Genomic DNA, 16,812 nt, shown 5'->3' with positions numbered 1-16,812 from the left:
GGCCCATCATTGTTCGCCTCTGCGATACCGTGCGGCTTCGCATCTTTTATCCCGATAAATTGGGTTTAGTAAGTACTAGTGGGAAGCAAGGGGCGTTAGTGCACAGCCAGCGCGACCTTTACCAGGCGTACCGCCTCACCGTCCAGCGCATCGGGCTGGCCCTGCTGCGCGCCCAGCCCAACCAGCCCGAGTGGCCGCTGCGCCGGCAGAACATCGGGTTCCTGGCCGGGATCATGGTGGCGGTCCTGCTGTGCGTCGGCTTCGCCGTCTACGGCCTGCTGCGCCCCAGCGGCACGAAGTCGATCGAGGAGTCCGGCACGCTCGTCATCGAACGCGAGACGGGCGCCGGCTACGTCTACAGCCACGACCAGCGCAGACTCATCCCCGTCGCCAACTACGCCTCCGCCCGACTCGTGCTCGCCTCAGGGCAGATCAAGGAGCGCGTCGTGGCGCGGGAGGCCCTGGCCGGGTACGAGCGCGGGGCGCCCATCGGCATCCCCGGCGCCCCCGACTCGCTGCCCGCCCCCGAGAACCTGGCCAAGGGCCCCTGGGCCGTCTGCGTGCAGGAACGCGCCGAGCCGACCGGGCGCAAACCGTACGTGACGCTGGTCGCCGGTCGCCAGGTCGGCGGCAGGCAGGTCGCGGACGGCGACGCGATCCTCGTCGACGTGGGCGGCCGGCAGTGGGCCATCTGGCGCGGCACCCGCATGCGCGTGGCGGGCGGCATCGCCCGCGGGCTCACCCCCACAGCGCCCGCCCCGGTGCCGGTCGCCTGGCTCAACGCGCTGCCGGAGGGGCCCGACCTGGCCGCGCCCGACATCAGCGGCCGCGGCAGGCCGGTCACTGGGCCCGGAGGCAAGGCCGCCGCCGTGGGCCAGGTGTTCCGCGCGGACGGCGTGGCCGGCGGCGAGCCCCGCTGGTACGTCATGCTGGGCGACGGGCTCGCCCCCGTCACCCAGGGCCAGGCCACGCTGCTGCTCAGCGACCCCGATAGCAGGCAGGCCTACGGCGGCGGCGCGGTGAAGGAAATCGCCATCGACACGGCCACCGCCAACGCCGCCCCCCGCTCGCGGACGACGATCCCCGCCGACGGACTGCCGCCGGTCATGCCGCGCATGACCGCCTACGACCCTGCCCGCCCGCTGTGCGCCGTCTACACCGACACGGGCGCGGGATCCACCCGCGCCCGCCTCACGACCGGCGCCACGCTGCCCCAGGCGCACGGCGACGCCACCGACCTCGTACGCCTGCCGCCGGGCAAGGCCGTGCTGGCCGGCGTCCTGCCCGGCGACGGCCAGCTGAAGGCGGTCCAGTCCTACTACCTGGTCACCCCCGACGGACGCCGCTACGCCGTGCCGGGCGCCGACGTGCTGGGCAAGCTCGGCTACGACGCGAGCCAGGCCACGCCCGTGCCGGCGAACGTGCTCCAGCTCATCCCCGAGGGCCCCGTGCTGGACCCCGCGCGGGCGGCCAAGCCCGCGTTCGAGCAGGCTCAGTAGCCGCGGTAGCCGCTGCCGGTCTTCATGCCGACCACGCCCGGCACGTTCGAGACCGAGCCGTAGCGGTCGATGGCGTAGCGCACGCCCGCAATGATGTTGTCGACCGGGTTGTAGATGTTGCCGTGTCCGGGCAGCTTGTGGGCGTGGAACGTCGGGTCGATGGTCTGCATCAGGCCCTTCGACGGCGTGCCCTTCGCCGCGTTGGAATCCCAGTTGTTGATGGCGTGCGGGTTCCCGCCCGACTCGTGCTTGATGATCATCCAGATGTCGTTCGGGTTCATCTTCTCCAGGGGCACGCCCCTGGCCCGGAGAATGGTGATCGCCTGGTTGATCCAGTCGGCGACCTGGCCCTGAGGGGCGGGGCCGCCTCCGGGCGGTGGCGGGCCGCTGGGGCCGTACCCGCCGAAGCCGCCGTACCCGCTGGATCCGCCCGAGCCGCCCTTCGAGCCCGGCGACGAGGCCAGCTCGGTGGCGGGCGGCTTCACCTCGGCAGGCGACCAGTCGAGCCTCCTGCCCGGGGCGGGCGCGAAAGGCTGCGCGTCCGGCTCCGGCAGCTCCTTGGCGACGTCCGGGATCGTGCCGAGCGCGTTCTGGAGCTTGCCCGCGAGGTCGTCGAGCGTCTTGCCGGTGTCGGTGACCAGCTTCTGCAGCGCCGTACGGGCCTCGCCGAGCGCGGGCTGCATGCTCTGGGCGACCTGCTCCTCGGTGGGCGGGGGCATGCGCCCGCGCACCTCCGCGGCGGCGGAGGCGTAGCCTTGGCAGATCTCCAGCGCCAGCGTCTCGGCCGAGCTCAGCGTGCTCGCGGCGGTGTCGAGGTGGCCCGCGCAGTCCCGCAACGCCTGCTGGTACCGTTCGCCGCAGCCCGCGAGCCGGCCCATGTAGCCGGTGAACGCGTCTGCGCCGGCCCCCTGCCACGCCTCGTCCACGTCGGAGACCGCATCGCGCAGCGCGCCGGTGTGCTCCCCGGCGGTGCCCGCGGCGGTGCGCCAGGCACCGGCCGCCGCGGTGATCGTCTCCGGCGCCCCGATCACCCGGGCCGCCAGGTCGGCCAGCTCGCCGCCGCCCGGCGCGGCCCTGACGTCGTCGAGAGCGCTCACCGCTGGACCGCGGCGCCGTCGGCGGCGACGACCGTGCGCTCGACGGCGTCGAGAGTGCGCTCCACCGCCTCCAGGCGTCCGCCCAGGGTCTTGGCCGCCTGCTCGGCGGCCCGTAGCAGGTCGCCCGCTGCCTTCGCCATCGCCGCCGACCCGGACACGTTCCCGAAGGCGGGCACGTCCGGTGCCTGGCCCGCCGACGCCGCGAAGGCCCCGGACGCCGACCTGGCCGCGGTCGCGCACGTCTCCAGCGCGCCGCGGTGGAACGTGAGTCCCACGCTGACTTCCCCTCTCTCCTCAGCGCCGAAAGAGCTCCAGCAGCTCCTCCGCCCGGCGGGTGCGGGCGATCCACACCTCACGCCCGCGACGCTCCCGCGTGATCAACCGCCCGGCGCGCAGCCGGTCGCAGTGGTACGTGAGCCCGCTCGGGGCGATCTTCATGTCCGCCGCCAGCATGGACATGGTCATGGGCTGGTCGAGCGCGCAGAGCAGGTCCGCCCTGATCGGGCCGACGAGCGCGGACAACTCGTCCACCGAGGGCCTGACCGGTTTGCGCCACAACGATTCGGCGCCCCGCACCGGATAGGCGATCCACACCGCCTCCGGGTCGTCCAGGCTGACGATCACGGAGTCCTTGCCGGCCAGCGTCGGCACCAGGACGATCCTGCGCTCGCCCAGCTCGTACCCGCCGGACTCAGGGTCGGAGATGAGCAGGCCGCGCTCGGTGCTGACGATGCGGTCACTGAGCGAGCCGAACAGCAGCTCGGGGCGGCCGCGCACGGTCGCCACGCCCACGCGCTCGATCTCCCTTTCGAGCAGCGGGCGGGCCCGCTTCCACAGGGGTTCCGTGGTGTTCCAGACGTCGGCCAGGGCACCGGCGTAGCCGCGCAGCCAGCGGCCCGGCCGTTCGGCGGCCGCGCGCCAGTGCGCCGGCGGCGCCCCCGGCCCGAACGTCTGCTCCAAGTCCTTGATCAGAGCGTCCGGCGAAGTGTCCTGGAGCGCGCTGATCTGACTTTGCACGGTGACGTCCGCGTCGATCGGGGATCTCGCCACGAGACTGTCGGGCGCGACCGTGCGACCGAGCACGGCCAGCGGTCGCACGGCCTCGTGCCCGTGCGGGCCGACGCGCGCGCTGATCGCCCTCCGCCAGAGCTCGGGCAGGCCGCGGCGACGGCCCGCGAGGGCGTCGGCGATCATGGCGAGCACGGTCAGGTGGGGGGAGATGGAGATGGAGATCTGCGGCGTGGAGGTGAAACGCAGCTCGCTCCACGCCTCGGTGCTCTTTACGCGAGCCCTCATGGGGGGGACTGTAGGCAGCGCTGTCATCACTGGAGCAGTGCTTCGCGAAGCTCTAGGTAATGCGGACACTCCGGACGGTTGCGTGGTTGTACGTCTGCTTTGAGGTCAGCTGCATGACATGTCCTCTGTGTGGTGTCGTGTCGCGATTGGGTTCGTCAACATACGCACCACCGCTAACTTCTCACTAAAAAAGTGCTGTACAGCCTCATCTGAGCAGCGACGAACGACCTGAGCCGGCTTCCTTGGCCGGAGCCCCGTCAGCGCGGAGCCGTGTGGACCGCCTCACGCCGGAAGTCCCGGGGCGACACTCCGTAGGCCCGGCGGAAGGCCCGGCTGAAGTCGGCGGCGTGCGAGAAACCCCACTTGGCCGCGATGCTGTGGATCGGCACATCCCGCAGGGCGGGATCGGCCAGATCGCGCCGGGCGCGGTCGAGCCGCTGAGCCCTGATGTAGCCGCCGACCGTGCTGCCCTGCCTCTGGAAGAGCCGGTGCAGGTAGCTGGTGGAGATGTGGTGCTCGACGGCCAGCGCGCGAGGGCCCAGGCCGGGGTCGCGCAGGTGCTCCTGGACGAACGCCTGGACGCGCAGGATCAGCGCCTCACGGTTGGCGGGCGGGATGACGGGGCTGGTCTCGATGGCGTGCGCGAGGAGCGCGGAGACCAGGTCGAGCACCACCATGCCGAGCCGCGGGGCGTCGGCGGGCCGGTAGGTGCCCGGGTTTTCCGCCAGCCCGGTGATGAAGCTCGCCAGCAGGGCGCCGATGCCGTCGGTGGCCGACATGCTGCTGCCCAGCATCGCGTCCACCTGGTGCGTGGGCAGGGAGACCAGAGACCGGGGCACGGTGACCATGGCGGCCTCGAACCGCAGGCCCCGCTCCGGCGCGCGGAAACGCGCGGCCAGGACGCGCGTCATGTCGTGCACCAGCAGGTCGCCGACCCCCGACGTCGCGTGGCCATCGGCCCAGATGACCTGCAGCGACCCGGCCATGGGCACCAGCAGCTGGCAGGTCTCCTCCAGCTCGGGGTCTTCGGGGTGCTCCGCCGCCCGCCACAGGCGCAGCGGCTCGAAGCTCCTCCTCGCCACGGTCACGGCCCCGAACTGCGCGCTGGTGTCGCGCATCTCGACCCCCGACCTGCACGAGGGATCGCCGTCTCGGACGCGGTTTTCGTCCCATGGCTCGGCCAGCGGCATACCGGCAAGCCTATGTCGATCAGGCGTGGCGCGAGCGGTCACGAACGGGCCCGCCCGCGGATGCCGAACCGGGGAGAGCATCTTTGCACCGAGACCCAAAGATCGAAGCCCGCGAGTGGGATTTCCCATCCAGGCTCGACCCGGCGCCGGTGGCCGGTCGGCCCCTCGGATGGAAGGCTTCCCCGCAGCCGCCCCGGTCCTCCTGCGAACGGATGGCCGGGGCGGAACCTCCGCAGGCTAGTGAAAGGAGTGCTGCAGATGACGTACGACGCCGGCCGCGTCGCGGCGAAGCGGATCAACGATCACGTGGAGGTCATCCACGTCGACCACCCGGACACGGTGCTGGAAGTGCCCCGCCGCGACTGGGAGTCCTTCACCGCGGCCGTCAAGTCGGGTGCGTTCGACCTCGAAACCCTGGAGCGGGCGCGGGAAGAGAACGTGGCCTGACCGCAGCACCGACGGCGCCCGCTCGCCCGACGGCGAGCGGGCGCCTCGCTGCCTCCGTGTGGCGTTGCGCCTCCGCGCCCGTGTGGGCGAGCGGCGCCCCCCGCGTCCGCGATGGCGAGCGGCGCGCCCCTGCGGCCACGCGGGCGTTCAGGGCAGGCGCAACTCGGCGAAGACGCCGCGGTGGTCGGTGCCCGGCACGTCGAAGATCTCCACCCGGCGCACGCTCACCCGACGGTCGGCCAGGATGTGGTCGATGGAGATGATGGGCGGGAACTTCCTGAAGCTCGGCCAGGTCGGCACCAGGCCCTTGCCCACCTGGTCGGCGGCGTCCACGTAGCCCCGGTCGAGCAGGTCGCGCATGGCGCGGTGGTCGAGGCTGGCGTTGAAGTCGCCGGCCAGCACCCGGATCGTCGAGGAGGCGGCCGGGGGAAAGGCGCGCAGGGCGGCGTTCCACTCCTCCGTCTTGCGGCCGAGCGGCGGGTTGGGATGCACGGCCACGAACTCGACCGTGCCCCCGCCGGGCAACGTCACGGTCGCGGCGGGCATGTTGTGCCCGATCGGGGTGAACAGGCCCGTCAGCTCCTTCACCGGATGCTTGGAGAAGATGCCGCTGCCGGTGGCGCCGAAGGAGGGCTGCAGCACGCGGTGCGGCAGGAGCCGCGCGAGCCCGGCCGCGTCCAGCCGCTCCACCTCGGCGTAGCTGAGCTCCAGTGCGCTGAACACGTCGACGTCGTACTCGCGCACCAGGTCGACCACGGTCTCGGCGTCGGCCCGGGTGAACAGGTTGATCGCCAGCACCCGCAGCGGCGCGCCCTGGGCCGGAGGCTGCTCGGCGGCGACCGCGCGCGGCGCCACGATGGAGACCATCACCGCGCACACCACGGCGGCGGCGAGCGCGGCCGGGCGGTTGCGCCTCAGCAGCGACAGCAGCGCGGTCAGCGCCGCGAGCCCCGCCCCGATGGGCGTCACCGTCATGAGCTGGGTGAGGAAAGAGCCCTGCTCCAGGCCGCCGGCGCGGATGACGGCCCAGACGGCCAGCAGCGTGACGACCGTCCAGGCCAGCCACCGCCTGCGACGTCTCGTCCGGCGCGGTGGGGGATCATCCGTCGTGGCCTTCTCGACGCCGACTGCCGCGCTCACTTCGCCATCCTGTCCCCGAACCGTTTCACAGGTTGAACCCTAAACGGCTGCGGAACGATACTGCGCGGCTCCCACGGCGCGCGGCCCGCACGATCGACGCGGCGCCGCGTCCGTCGTTCTGGGCCGCCCCCAGCGTGCAGCCGATCTTGTCGGGCGGCCGTCGCGTCGGAGTACTCGAGAACGCTGCCGGGATCGCGTCCGCCGCATCGTGGCGTCGTGGTCGAGCGCCTTGCTAACACGAAGGAAACGCGACCTCGTGTGGGGTGATTCGCAGGCAGGGCAGGACGATCGGGCGCCGGTGCGAGTCGTACGAGCGACGCCGGAACCGGGCAGCTTACCTAGCCCTCTACCGGCGTTTCAGCATGACGGTCGGGATCTGCGCCGGTAGTGGCCGTCAAGAGGTCATATGCGGAATGGATGGTGTAGTTCAGTGGGTGAGTTCAGGCGGAAAGCGATGCTCTCAATGGCCACCGCGGCGCTGGTTGCCGGGTCCGTGGCAGTGAGCGGCCCGGCGCACGCGGCGTCGTCCCCGATCGAGGAATGCGGTGGTGGCAGTTACCACGTCATAGACAAGCAGGACTTGGGAGCGGTAGCCACCATCTACCTGTTGTACAACGGAACCACCAATTGCGTGATCACCTGGAAGAAGGACGCGCACGCGGGAACCAAGACGTGGATGATGGCCTCCATCGCGAAGCAGAACAGCAACGGCGGCTTCACCGATTACAAGACCGACAGCGGAAACTATGCCTACTATGCCGGCCCGCGGAAAGTGAAGGCACCCAATACGTGCGTCGACTGGGGAGGCGGCGTCCCGGTCAACGGGGTCGACGTCTCCTGGTACTCCCCTCCCTCGCGGTGGCACTGCGACTGATCGCGGAGAGTCCGGCCGCTGAGTGTGCCCGCGTTGCCGAATGGTCTTACAGGTACGCACGCCACTGGGGTTGATCCGCCGGGACGTGCGTACCTCCGGCCGCTGTGCCTGCCACGCTCCCACCCGCGCTGATCAGGCCGACCGACAGCTCCATGATGCCGCCGACGTCACGGCTCCACGAAGCCCCAGGTCGTCCAGGCAAAGGTCACCCGCTCCGGCAAGCCGGATCCTACGGCTGGGTACCTCACACGAGCGTTGCGTTCATGGGCTCGGCAACGCTCCGGGAGCCCTCTGGGTTGCTCGCCGGGCGGCCTGTCCGGATCCGTACGTCAGGCTCACGCGGTGACCACGTCGGCGATGATCACCGTGGCGTCGCCCTCCGGCTCCAGGGCGGCCATCTCGTCGTACAGGCGGTCCAGGCAGGCGGCAGGTGACGAGCCGCTCGCGAGCAGCGCCTTGAGCCGGGCGGCGCCGATTGCGCGGGTCACGCCCTCCGTGACGATGGCCACGCGGTCGCCTGAGCGCAGGGGCAGCGTCCCGGTCTCCGGCGTGAGCGCCGGCGCCTGGCCGGGCCCGCGCGTCATCGGGCCGCCGTCGAACGCGTGCGCCGCCGTGAGCGGCCGCGGCTCCTCACCCTTCGCACAGTGCCAGATGGCGCCGTCGCCGACGTGGGCGTAGCGCAGGCGCGGTTGCTGGTCCTGGTCGAGGACGACCAGATCCAGCGAGCTCACCGGACCGGTCCCGCCAGAGCCGGGCAGGGCGGAGCCGCCAGAGCCGGGTCCCGCAGAATCGGACAGGGTGGGCCCGCGCTCTCCCGAGCCGGGTCCGGCGGCGCCAGGCAGGGTGGGCCCGCGCTCCCCCGAGGCGGGTCCGGCGGGGTCGGGCAGGGCGGAGCCGGGCTCGGCGGAGGCGGGTCCGGCGGTATGGGGCAGGGCCGCGACGCGGCCCGCGCGGTGGGCCGCACGGGCGCACTCGCCGAGGTCCTTCTCCCGCGTCCCCGCGTGCTGCGGCCGGGCGGCCACCACCGCCGCCATGGCGAGGGCCGCGGCGGTGTGGGCGTGTTCCGTGCCGCCCGCGCCGTGCGCCGCCGCGATGAGCCGCTCCTGGATGACGTACGCGTCCGACGGCCGGCCGCGCGAGCCGTCGTACGTGCCGCCCGCCGCCACCAGTCTCGGCCGCGCCACCGGCAGGCCGGCCGGCCAGCTCTCCCTGCGGCCGCGGACCGTCATGACGGACAGGCAGCCCACCAGGATGGGGATCACCACGAAGGTCATCAGGTTCCCTCTCTTTTCGCGTCCCAGCGGCCCGCGCATCAGTACACGCGTGTACAAGGAGACACGACTGACGGCTGTTCGGCCGTCGTGGGGATGACGGCCGATCAGCCGTCATGCCGCAGGGGGAGCGGCGGATCAGGGTCGTGGGTGGACGGTGGATCAGGGTCGGGGGTGGACGGTGATCGACCGCAGCAGAGCCGGCCCGAGGAAACGACCATGCGACCCATCTCCCCATCCGCTGCCGCGGCTGGTGCGATCTTCCCGCCCACCCCTGAGGCGTGCGTTAATCTGAGACTCGTCTTGTGCTCTCACTGCGAGCGGGCGGCGCATGTCTCACCGCGGTTCCACGAGGTACGACTCGGCGGCCAGGCAACTGGAGCAGGCCGCCGCGCGCATCGGGGCCGGTTCCCGGGCCGTGATCGGCCTGGTGGCGGTCGTCGCGGCTGTCCTCGGCGCCGTGCCGCCCGTCTCGGTGGCGTGGCTGGCGCCCGCGCTGGCGATCCACCTGCTCTGGACCGTTCTCTTCCTGCGGGTGGCCTGGCGCAGGAACCCGCTGCCGTCCTGGCTGGCGGCCGGTGATGTGGCCGTCACCGTCATGTTCTGCCTCGCGCAGCGCCACCTCGTGGCGGTGGACGCGCTCGCCGCTAACGCCAGCTGGATCTCCGGGCTGGTCACCATGAGCGTGGTCGTCGCCGGCGTCGCCTGGCGGCCTGCGATCGCGGTGCCCGCCGGGCTGGCCGTGGCGGCGGCGTACCTGGTGGGGGCCCGGTTCGCGGCGCCGCATCAGGACGTCGTGAGCACGCTGGCGATCCACCTCATGCAGATCCTGGCCATCGCGCTGCTGATGACGCTGCTGCGCCGCTCCGCCGCCTCGGCCGACGCCTTCCTGCGCGGCAGCGCGCGCGCCGAGGTCACGCTCATGGTCGAGCGGCTGCGCCGCGAGGACGAGCTGCGCCAGGTCGGCAGCGTCCACGAGACGTCGCTGCACACGCTGACCATGGTCGGCCTGGGCACCTACGACCGGCCGTCGGAGACGCTGCGCCGCCAGGCCGTGACCGACCTGGCGGCGCTGGAACGGCTGCGCGACAGGCCGCACGCGGGCACCGCGGCCATCGCCCTCGACGCCCTGCTCGACGAGGTGGCCGGCCGGGCCACGAGCCTGGAGGTACGCAGGAGCCTGACGCCGGAGACGGTGCCGGGAGATGTGGCCGAGCGGTTCGCCCGCGCCGTCAACGAGGCGCTGGCGAACATCGCCCGGCACGCCGGCGTGCGCGAGGCCGAGCTGGTCTCCAGCAGCCGTGACGGCGAGATCAGGGTGGAGGTCGCCGACGCGGGCGCCGGCTTCGACGTCGAACGGGTGCCGCCCGACCGGTTCGGCGTGCGCGGCTCGATCCTCGGCACGATGCGCTCCCTGCCGAACGCCGGCGCCGACATCCGCTCGGGGACCGGCGGCACCCGGGTGAGCCTGTGGTGGCGGCCATGACCGGCGACATCGAGGAGGTGGCGCACCGCTACACGCTCTACACCGCGATCGGCGCCGTCGTGATCGCCACGGTCTGGCACACGGGCTACGACCTCACCGTCACCGTCACCGGCTGGGAGTCCTTCCGCTGGCCCCTGCTCGCGGCCGCGGCCTGGGTCGCCTACACCGCGATCGGCGCCGTCGCCGCGCTGTCGTTGTTACGCACGTTCGCCGGCCCGGCCAAGGCCCGCGAGCTGGCCGTCGCCGTGCTCGTCCTGGACGTCGCGGTGATCGTGTCCTGCCGGCCGCAGGACCTGATCGGCCCCATCGACTGGGGATGGGGGTCGGTGGGCTGGCTCGGCGTCATGCTGCTGTGGAACCGGCCGCGCTGGCGGGCCGAGGCCATCGCGTTCCTGTCGGCCAACGCCGGCATCATGCTGGTGGCGATGATTGCCACGGGCACCGTCGACCGCGTCTCCCTCGCCAAATACCTGATGGTCATCGTCGGCAGCGTCACGCTCCAACTCGGCTACATGGTGGGCTGCCACACCCTGCGCGTGCGCGCCGAGGACGCCGCGCTGCTGGCCCGCCGGCTGGCCGCCGACGACGCCTGGCGCGAGTCCGCCCAGCGCATCCACGCCGACCGGCTCCGCCGCTACGAAGCGATCCGCGAGGTGGCGGAGTCGATGCTCAAGCAGCTCGCCGACGGCGCCGACCCCGGCGATTCCCGGGTGCGCGGCGACTGCACGGCCGGCGCCATGCGGCTGCGGCGGCTCATCACGGAGCGCGAGGAGGTGCCGGACGAGCTGGTGTCCGCGCTGCGCGAGCACATCGACGCGGCCGAGCGGCGGCAGGTCCTGGTGACGGCGCCGCCGTTCGGCGAGCGCCTGCCCGCGCTGCCTGACGGCGTGCGCGAGGACCTCCTCAGAGCACCCGTCGCGGCCCTGGACGGGGCCAGGACGAGGGCCAGGGTGACCGTGTCCGCGATGTCGGCCATGGTGAGCGTGGCGGTCGTCGCCGACAACGACGACCTGCCGGTCAGCCCCGATCCGGTGCGGGAGCCCAGCGGGGTCGTCGTCACCTACCAGCGGCAGGGAGGGGAGGTATGGGTCAACAGCATCTGGCAGGGCCCGTGACAGGGCCCGTGACGGTGGCGCTGGTGGAGGACCACCAGGTCGTGGTGGACGGCGTGCGCTCGTGGTTCGGGACGCACAGCCAGGTGGAGCTGGTCGCGCAGGGACCCACCATCGAGTCGGTCCGCGGCACGCCCGCCGACGTGCTGCTGCTCGACCTCAACCTCAACGGCACCATGGTCATCGACCGGGTCGCCGAGTTGTGCGCGGGCGGGCAGCGGGTCATCGTCTTCTCCGAGCACGAGGAGCCCGAGACGGTGCGCGCGGTGCTCGACGCCGGCGCCTCGGCCTTCATCGGCAAGGGGCGGGCGACCCGTGACTCGTGTCTGGAGACGATCCTGGAGGTGGCCGCCGACCGGCCGAGCATGACACCGCCGATGGCTCAGGCCATCGCCACGGACGAGGGGCCGCACCGGCCGCAGTTGTCCGACAAGGAGCGGGCGGCGCTGCTGTTCTGGTTCCAGTCGATGTCGAAGGCCTCGGTGGCGGCGCGGATGGGGATCAAGGAACGGACCGTGCGGCAGTACATCGACCGGGCCAGGGTCAAGTACGCGGCGGCCGGCCGGCCCGCGCCCACCAAGGAGAAGCTGCTCATCTGCGCCATCCAGGACGGGCTGCTCCAGCCCGACGAGGTGACCGTCTACACGTCGCTGGCGGCTCGCACGCCGCCCGATCGGGGGTGAGCGCCTGGCCTCGGTCCTCCTGGCAGGAGGGGGCCGGCAGGGCCGAGGACCAGGTCAAGCGCCTCAGCGCCGCCCGCGGATGAGCTCGGCGGGATCGAAGCCGACCGGGAACGGCGTCGTCAGGTGCGCGACGCTGCCCGCCTTGTAGGCGGCCGGCGGATCGTACTTGTCGCCGGTGAGTTCGTAGGCGTAGAGCGTCGGCTCTTCTGCGAGCTCGATGCGCCAGTAACCGGGGATGCCCGCCTTCGCATAGGCGAGGGTCTTGAGACCCTCGTCGCGCATGCTGGTGCTCGGACTGCCCACCTCCACTGCCAGCAGAAGCTCGTCGGGAGAGAACATGAGCTCGTCGGTGTGCAACGACTCCTCGGTCGCGACTACGAAGTCGGGGATGTAGAGGTCCTGGTCACTGACCCTCAGATTGACGGCCGACAAAAGCACCAGCTCTGGTGGCGCGGCTTCGTCGAGGATGCGCTGCAGTTGATAAAGGACGAGTTGGTGCAGCTTTGTGGGGGCAGGGCTCACCAGTAGGCTCCCATTGCAGAGCTCGTAACGGTTCCCGTCGTCGGGAAACTTGAGCAGGTCATCGGCAGTGAACGGCGGCGCACCGGGGAGAACCGTGCGCCCAGTCGTCGGCTCGTCCGCGGCCGATTCGCTCTTCGGTTCGATCGTCGCCATTGCGGTCACCCACTCAGTATCGGGAGTCTCGCCCTCGTCCACATGCTACTTCCCCGATTCCCATTACTCACGGTCACGAAAAACCACTCTGTGAGTGGCCTGTCTTCTCCCGCGGTACTGAAACTTTCATCCCGGGCCTGAGCTGCTAGGAAAGCCCTTTCCACAGCTCACCCCGGCAAGCCCTCGGAAAAAGCGCGAAGCTGACATCTCCCGTTATTTGTATGACCTTCCCCGGTCAGATACCGTCCCGGCGGGAGCGCTCCCAACCACCGGACCCCCCGACCGGAACACGGAGACCGCCATGCCCCGAGTCCGACCCCACCTGCGGCGCGCCATGGCGCTGCTGCTGTCCGTGGTGACGATCTGCGCCATCGCACTGTACGGCCCCATGACCGGTACGGCCTCGGCGCACGGCTCGGTCGTCGACCCGGCGTCGCGCAACTACGGCTGCTGGCTGCGCTGGGGCAGCGACTTCCAGAACCCCGCCATGCAGCAGCAGGACCCGATGTGCTGGCAGGCCTGGCAGGACAACACGAACGCCATGTGGAACTGGAACGGGCTCTACCGCGACAACGTCGGCGGCAACCACCAGGCCGCGATCCCCAACGGCCAGCTCTGCAGCGCCGGCCGGACGCAGGACGGCCGCTACCGCTCGATGGACACCCCGGGGCCGTGGACCATGGCCAACCTCGGCGGCACGTTCGACATCCGGCTGAACGACCAGGCCCGCCACGGCGCCGACTACATCAGGGTCTACATCACCCGCCAGGGGTACAACGCCACCACCACGCCGTTGGGCTGGAACCATCTGGAGCTCGTCCGGGAGACCCCGCGTTACGCGCCCGGCGAGACGTACATGATCAACGGCATCAGCAAGGGCTCGCGCACCGGCCGCCACGTGATCTACACGATCTGGAAGGCCTCGCACATGGACCAGACGTACTACTTCTGCAGCGACGTCACCTTCGGCTGAGCCGCCACGCGCGCCGGGCGCCCGCGCCCGGCGCGTCACCGGCTGGTCGAGGCGCGTACGGCCAGCTCTATCGGATGCACCCGTTCGGTGCCCGCCTGCGCGGCCCCCGCCAGCAGCTCGAACAGCAGCTCGGCGCAGCTCGCCCCGGCCTCGCGCGGCCGCAGGTCGATCGCGGTGATCGGCGGATCGGCGAGCCGGGTGGCGGCGCCGTCGACGCATGAGGCGAGCAGCACGTCGCCGCCGGCCTCGCGCAGCAGGGGCGCCACCTCGGTGGCCGCGCCCGCGGGCGCGCACACCAGGGCGTCGAGCGGCTCCGAACGGAGCAGGTCGCGGGCGGCGGCGCGGACCTCGTCGCCCGTCGCGTCGAAGGACACCCGCCGGACGAGCGGCGCCACCCCCTGCTCCGCGCACCAGCCGAGATAGCCGCGGTGCAGGCTGGCCGCCCAGTCGCTCTCGTCGCCGGCCACGATGAGCGCGGGCCGTGCCGCCCCCGCCGACCGCAGGTGGCCCAGCAGCCGGGCGAGCATCCCGGCGTGCTCGGACCACACCACGCCGTCGGCCTGCCGGTCGCCGGGGAACCGCTCGCAGGAGACCGTCGGCAGGCCCGTCGCCATCAGGCTCTCCACCACCGGGTCGCCGCCGAGCGGGTCGCCGAGCACCAGCCCGTCGACCCGCGGCGGGCGTGGGCGCCGCTGGCCCGAGGTGATCAGCGTGACGTCGTAGTCGTGCCGCGCGGCCTGTTCGACCACGCCGAACACGAAGGACATGTAGTAGGACGAGCGGGTGAGCACCTCGGGCACGTGCAGGCCGATGGTGCCGGTGCTGGCCCTGCGCAGGTGGCGGGCCGAGCCGTTGGGCACGTAGCCCAGCCGCTCGGCGACCTGGGCGACCGCCGCGCGCGTCGCCTCGGACACCCGCCCGGAGCCGCGCAGCGCGTCGGAGGCCGTGGTCTTGGACACCCCCGCCTCCTTGGCGACGGTGAGGATGGTGACCGGCTCGTCTGTCTGCACGCCCCGCATCGTAGCCCGCCCGGTGAACGATGCGTTTCACCTGGGCTCCGGGTCTTGTCTAGTTCCCGCCCTCCGCATTAGGTTGGCGCGAAACCTTTGCCGGAACGTTCCGGCATCAGAAAGGGGCGGAGCGTTGCACCTGACCACCGGGAAGCGTCCCCATCCTCTCGATCCCCTCTCCGCGCAGGAGATCGACGAGGTCAGGCGGGTCCTGCTCGAGGAGGGCCTGCTGACCGAGTCGGTGCGCGTGGCCTACCTCGGGCTGGAGGAGCCCTCGAAGGACGAGGTGCTGGCCGGCGGGGAGAGCACGCCCTCCGGCCGCCGCGCCCGGGTGCTCCTCATCGACCTCGCCACCGAGGCGTCCGCCGACGTGATCGTGGCGCTCGGCGCCGGAGAGACGGGCGCGCGGGTCGAGTCGCGCACGCCGATCGACCCGGTCGAAAGCGGCCAGGTGCCGATGCTGGACGAGGAGCACGCGCTGGTCAGGCGGGTGCTCGGGGAGGACGCCGGCTGGGCCGAGGCGCTCGCGCGCCGCGGGATCACCGACCCGGCGGGCGTCTACCTGGCCGCGCTCAGCGCGGGCCACTACGGCCTGCCGGCGGAGGAGGGCCGCCGGGTGGCGCGGGTGCTGGCGCACGTGATGCCCACACCGCAGAGCCTGCCGTGGGCGCACCCGATGGACGGCCTGGTCGCGTACGTCGACCTGGTCAAGGGCGAGGTCGTGGAGATCGTCGACACCGGCCCGCAGCCCGTCCCCGCCGAACCCGGCGACTACACCCGGGGGCCGCACCGCACCACGCAGAAGCCGATCCGCATCACCCAGCCGGAGGGCCCCAGCTTCACCGTGGACGGCCCGCTCGTCACCTGGGAGAAGTGGAGCCTGCGGCTCGGCTACGACATGCGCGAGGGCCTCACCCTGCACCAGATCGGCTTCGAGGACGGCGGCCGCACCAGGCCCGTCGTCTACCGGGCCTCGGTGGCCGAGATGCTGGTGCCGTACGGCGACCCGAGCCCGGTCCGGTTCTGGCAGAACTACTTCGACACCGGCGAATACCAGCTCGGCAAGCTGGCCAACTCGCTGGAGCTCGGCTGCGACTGCCTCGGCGAGATCACGTACTTCGACGCCGTCGTCACGGACGGCGCCTGCGTGCCCAAGGTGATCACGAATGCCATCTGCATGCACGAGGAGGACTACGGCGTGCTGTGGAAGCACACCGACCCCGCCAACGGATCCAGGGAGACCCGCAGGCAGCGCCGCCTGGTCATCTCGTTCTTCGTCACCGTGGGCAACTACGACTACGGCTTCTACTGGTACCTCTACCTCGACGGCACCATCGAGCTCGAGGTGAAGGCCACCGGCATCGTCTTCACCGCCGCCTACGACGACCGGGCCGCCCCGTACGCGTCGGAGGTCGCGCCCGGGCTGGCGGCCCCCTACCACCAGCACCTGTTCAGCGCCCGGCTGGACATGACGGTGGACGGCGTGGCCAACGCGGTGGAGGAGGTCGAGGTGGCCCGCCGGCCGATGGGCCCCGGCAACCCGTACGGCAACGCCATCGGCAGGGCCGTCACCCGCCTGCGCACGGAAAGCGCGGCCCGGCGCGACGCCGACCTGGCCGCCGAGCGCACCTGGCACGTCGTCAACCCCTCGGTGCGCAACCGCCTGGGCCGCCCGGTCGGGTACGCCCTGCACCCCGAGGGCAAGCCCACGCTGCTCGCCGCCGAGGGCTCCTCGATCCGCCGCCGCGCGGAGTTCGCCACGCGGCACCTGTGGGTCACCCGCTACCACCCAGCGGAGCGCTATCCCGCCGGGGACCTGGTCAACCAGCATCCCGGCGGCGCGGGACTGCCCGCCTACACCAGGGCCGACCGCGACATCGACGGGCAGGACATCGTGCTGTGGCACACGTTCGGCCTGACGCATTTCCCCCGCGTGGAGGACTGGCCGATCATGCCGGTCGACACGTGCGGGTTCGTACTCAAGCCGGTCGGGTTCTTCGACCGGAACCCCACGCTCGACGTCCCGCCGAGCGCCGCCGAACGTTCCTGCCACTAGAGG

16 protein-coding genes are annotated in these 16,812 nt (G+C 71.9%); 8 read left to right on the top strand and 8 right to left on the bottom strand.

All coding sequences use genetic code 11. The features are described from left to right. The first annotated feature begins 98 nt into the window (after positions 1–98). Positions 99–1,499, top strand: a complete 1,401-nt coding sequence (eccB, locus tag E1292_RS06215) for a type VII secretion protein EccB (RefSeq protein ID WP_132592897.1) — start codon at positions 99–101, stop codon at positions 1,497–1,499. On the opposite strand, the gene E1292_RS06210 is transcribed toward eccB, so the two are convergent. The 4 genes from E1292_RS06210 to E1292_RS06200 form a co-directional block, all read right to left on the bottom strand. Then, positions 1,493–2,596 carry a transglycosylase SLT domain-containing protein gene (locus E1292_RS06210; protein WP_165974410.1) on the bottom strand — a complete coding sequence of 368 codons (1,104 nt, stop codon included), beginning with the start codon at positions 2,594–2,596 and terminating at the stop codon, positions 1,493–1,495. The genes eccB and E1292_RS06210 overlap by 7 nt on opposite strands. Next, positions 2,593–2,871: a hypothetical protein gene (locus E1292_RS50930; RefSeq protein WP_165974409.1), complete on the bottom strand. Its 279-nt coding sequence runs from the start codon at positions 2,869–2,871 to the stop codon at positions 2,593–2,595. Before E1292_RS50930 ends, E1292_RS06210 begins: the two co-directional genes overlap by 4 nt. Before the next feature lie 19 nt (positions 2,872–2,890). Beyond that, positions 2,891–3,892 (bottom strand): ArsR/SmtB family transcription factor, encoded by a 1,002-nt coding sequence (locus tag E1292_RS06205; RefSeq protein ID WP_132592893.1) that lies wholly within the window; start codon positions 3,890–3,892, stop codon positions 2,891–2,893. A 257-nt stretch (positions 3,893–4,149) separates the two neighbouring features. Further along, entirely contained in the window at positions 4,150–5,082 is a 933-nt protein-coding gene (locus E1292_RS06200; protein ID WP_165974408.1) for a helix-turn-helix domain-containing protein, read from the bottom strand. A 258-nt stretch (positions 5,083–5,340) separates the two neighbouring features. Here E1292_RS06200 and E1292_RS06195 point away from each other — a divergent pair, with 258 nt between their 5' ends. Then, complete coding sequence (locus E1292_RS06195; RefSeq protein ID WP_132503917.1) at positions 5,341–5,529, top strand: hypothetical protein; 189 nt, start codon at positions 5,341–5,343, stop codon at positions 5,527–5,529. A 147-nt stretch (positions 5,530–5,676) separates the two neighbouring features. Here E1292_RS06195 and E1292_RS06190 read toward each other — a convergent pair whose 3' ends face one another. Next, positions 5,677–6,669, bottom strand: a complete 993-nt coding sequence (locus E1292_RS06190; protein ID WP_132592889.1) for an endonuclease/exonuclease/phosphatase family protein — start codon at positions 6,667–6,669, stop codon at positions 5,677–5,679. Between the two features lie 430 nt (positions 6,670–7,099). Between E1292_RS06190 and E1292_RS06185 the strand changes: the two genes are divergently transcribed. Next, a complete protein-coding gene (locus E1292_RS06185) occupies positions 7,100–7,543 on the top strand; it encodes a hypothetical protein (protein ID WP_220446683.1) in 444 nt (147 codons plus the stop codon). Positions 7,544–7,878: 335 nt separating this feature from the next. Here E1292_RS06185 and E1292_RS06180 read toward each other — a convergent pair whose 3' ends face one another. After that, positions 7,879–8,817: a SpoIIE family protein phosphatase gene (locus tag E1292_RS06180; protein WP_132592887.1), complete on the bottom strand. Its 939-nt coding sequence runs from the start codon at positions 8,815–8,817 to the stop codon at positions 7,879–7,881. A gap of 328 nt (positions 8,818–9,145) precedes the next feature. Between E1292_RS06180 and E1292_RS06175 the strand changes: the two genes are divergently transcribed. The 3 genes from E1292_RS06175 to E1292_RS06165 are packed head-to-tail and all read left to right on the top strand — an operon-like array spanning position 9,146 to position 12,095. Next, positions 9,146–10,300, top strand: a complete 1,155-nt coding sequence (locus E1292_RS06175) for a sensor histidine kinase (protein WP_165974407.1) — start codon at positions 9,146–9,148, stop codon at positions 10,298–10,300. Continuing rightward, positions 10,297–11,415 (top strand): hypothetical protein, encoded by a 1,119-nt coding sequence (locus E1292_RS06170; RefSeq protein WP_132592883.1) that lies wholly within the window; start codon positions 10,297–10,299, stop codon positions 11,413–11,415. Before E1292_RS06175 ends, E1292_RS06170 begins: the two co-directional genes overlap by 4 nt. After that, the gene (locus tag E1292_RS06165; protein ID WP_132592881.1) at positions 11,385–12,095 is read left to right on the top strand and encodes a response regulator; all 711 of its coding nucleotides are present in this window, start codon (positions 11,385–11,387) and stop codon (positions 12,093–12,095) included. The genes E1292_RS06170 and E1292_RS06165 overlap by 31 nt, the downstream gene beginning before the upstream one ends. Before the next feature lie 63 nt (positions 12,096–12,158). Here E1292_RS06165 and E1292_RS06160 read toward each other — a convergent pair whose 3' ends face one another. After that, positions 12,159–12,770 carry a Uma2 family endonuclease gene (locus tag E1292_RS06160; protein ID WP_132592879.1) on the bottom strand — a complete coding sequence of 204 codons (612 nt, stop codon included), beginning with the start codon at positions 12,768–12,770 and terminating at the stop codon, positions 12,159–12,161. Positions 12,771–13,071: 301 nt separating this feature from the next. Between E1292_RS06160 and E1292_RS06155 the strand changes: the two genes are divergently transcribed. Continuing rightward, the gene (locus E1292_RS06155) at positions 13,072–13,743 is read left to right on the top strand and encodes a lytic polysaccharide monooxygenase auxiliary activity family 9 protein (RefSeq protein WP_132592877.1); all 672 of its coding nucleotides are present in this window, start codon (positions 13,072–13,074) and stop codon (positions 13,741–13,743) included. A gap of 35 nt (positions 13,744–13,778) precedes the next feature. On the opposite strand, the gene E1292_RS06150 is transcribed toward E1292_RS06155, so the two are convergent. Beyond that, positions 13,779–14,753 (bottom strand): LacI family DNA-binding transcriptional regulator, encoded by a 975-nt coding sequence (locus E1292_RS06150; RefSeq protein ID WP_220446682.1) that lies wholly within the window; start codon positions 14,751–14,753, stop codon positions 13,779–13,781. 133 nt (positions 14,754–14,886) lie between these two features. Here E1292_RS06150 and E1292_RS06145 point away from each other — a divergent pair, with 133 nt between their 5' ends. Further along, positions 14,887–16,809 (top strand): primary-amine oxidase, encoded by a 1,923-nt coding sequence (locus tag E1292_RS06145; protein WP_246089960.1) that lies wholly within the window; start codon positions 14,887–14,889, stop codon positions 16,807–16,809. Positions 16,810–16,812 lie beyond the last annotated feature (3 nt).

It is taken from the genome of Nonomuraea deserti (genome assembly GCF_004348685.1).
GTDB lineage: Bacteria > Actinomycetota > Actinomycetes > Streptosporangiales > Streptosporangiaceae > Nonomuraea > Nonomuraea deserti.
The sequence above is the reverse complement of the archived record's forward strand: the minus strand, read 5'-3'. Positions and strand labels throughout refer to the sequence as shown.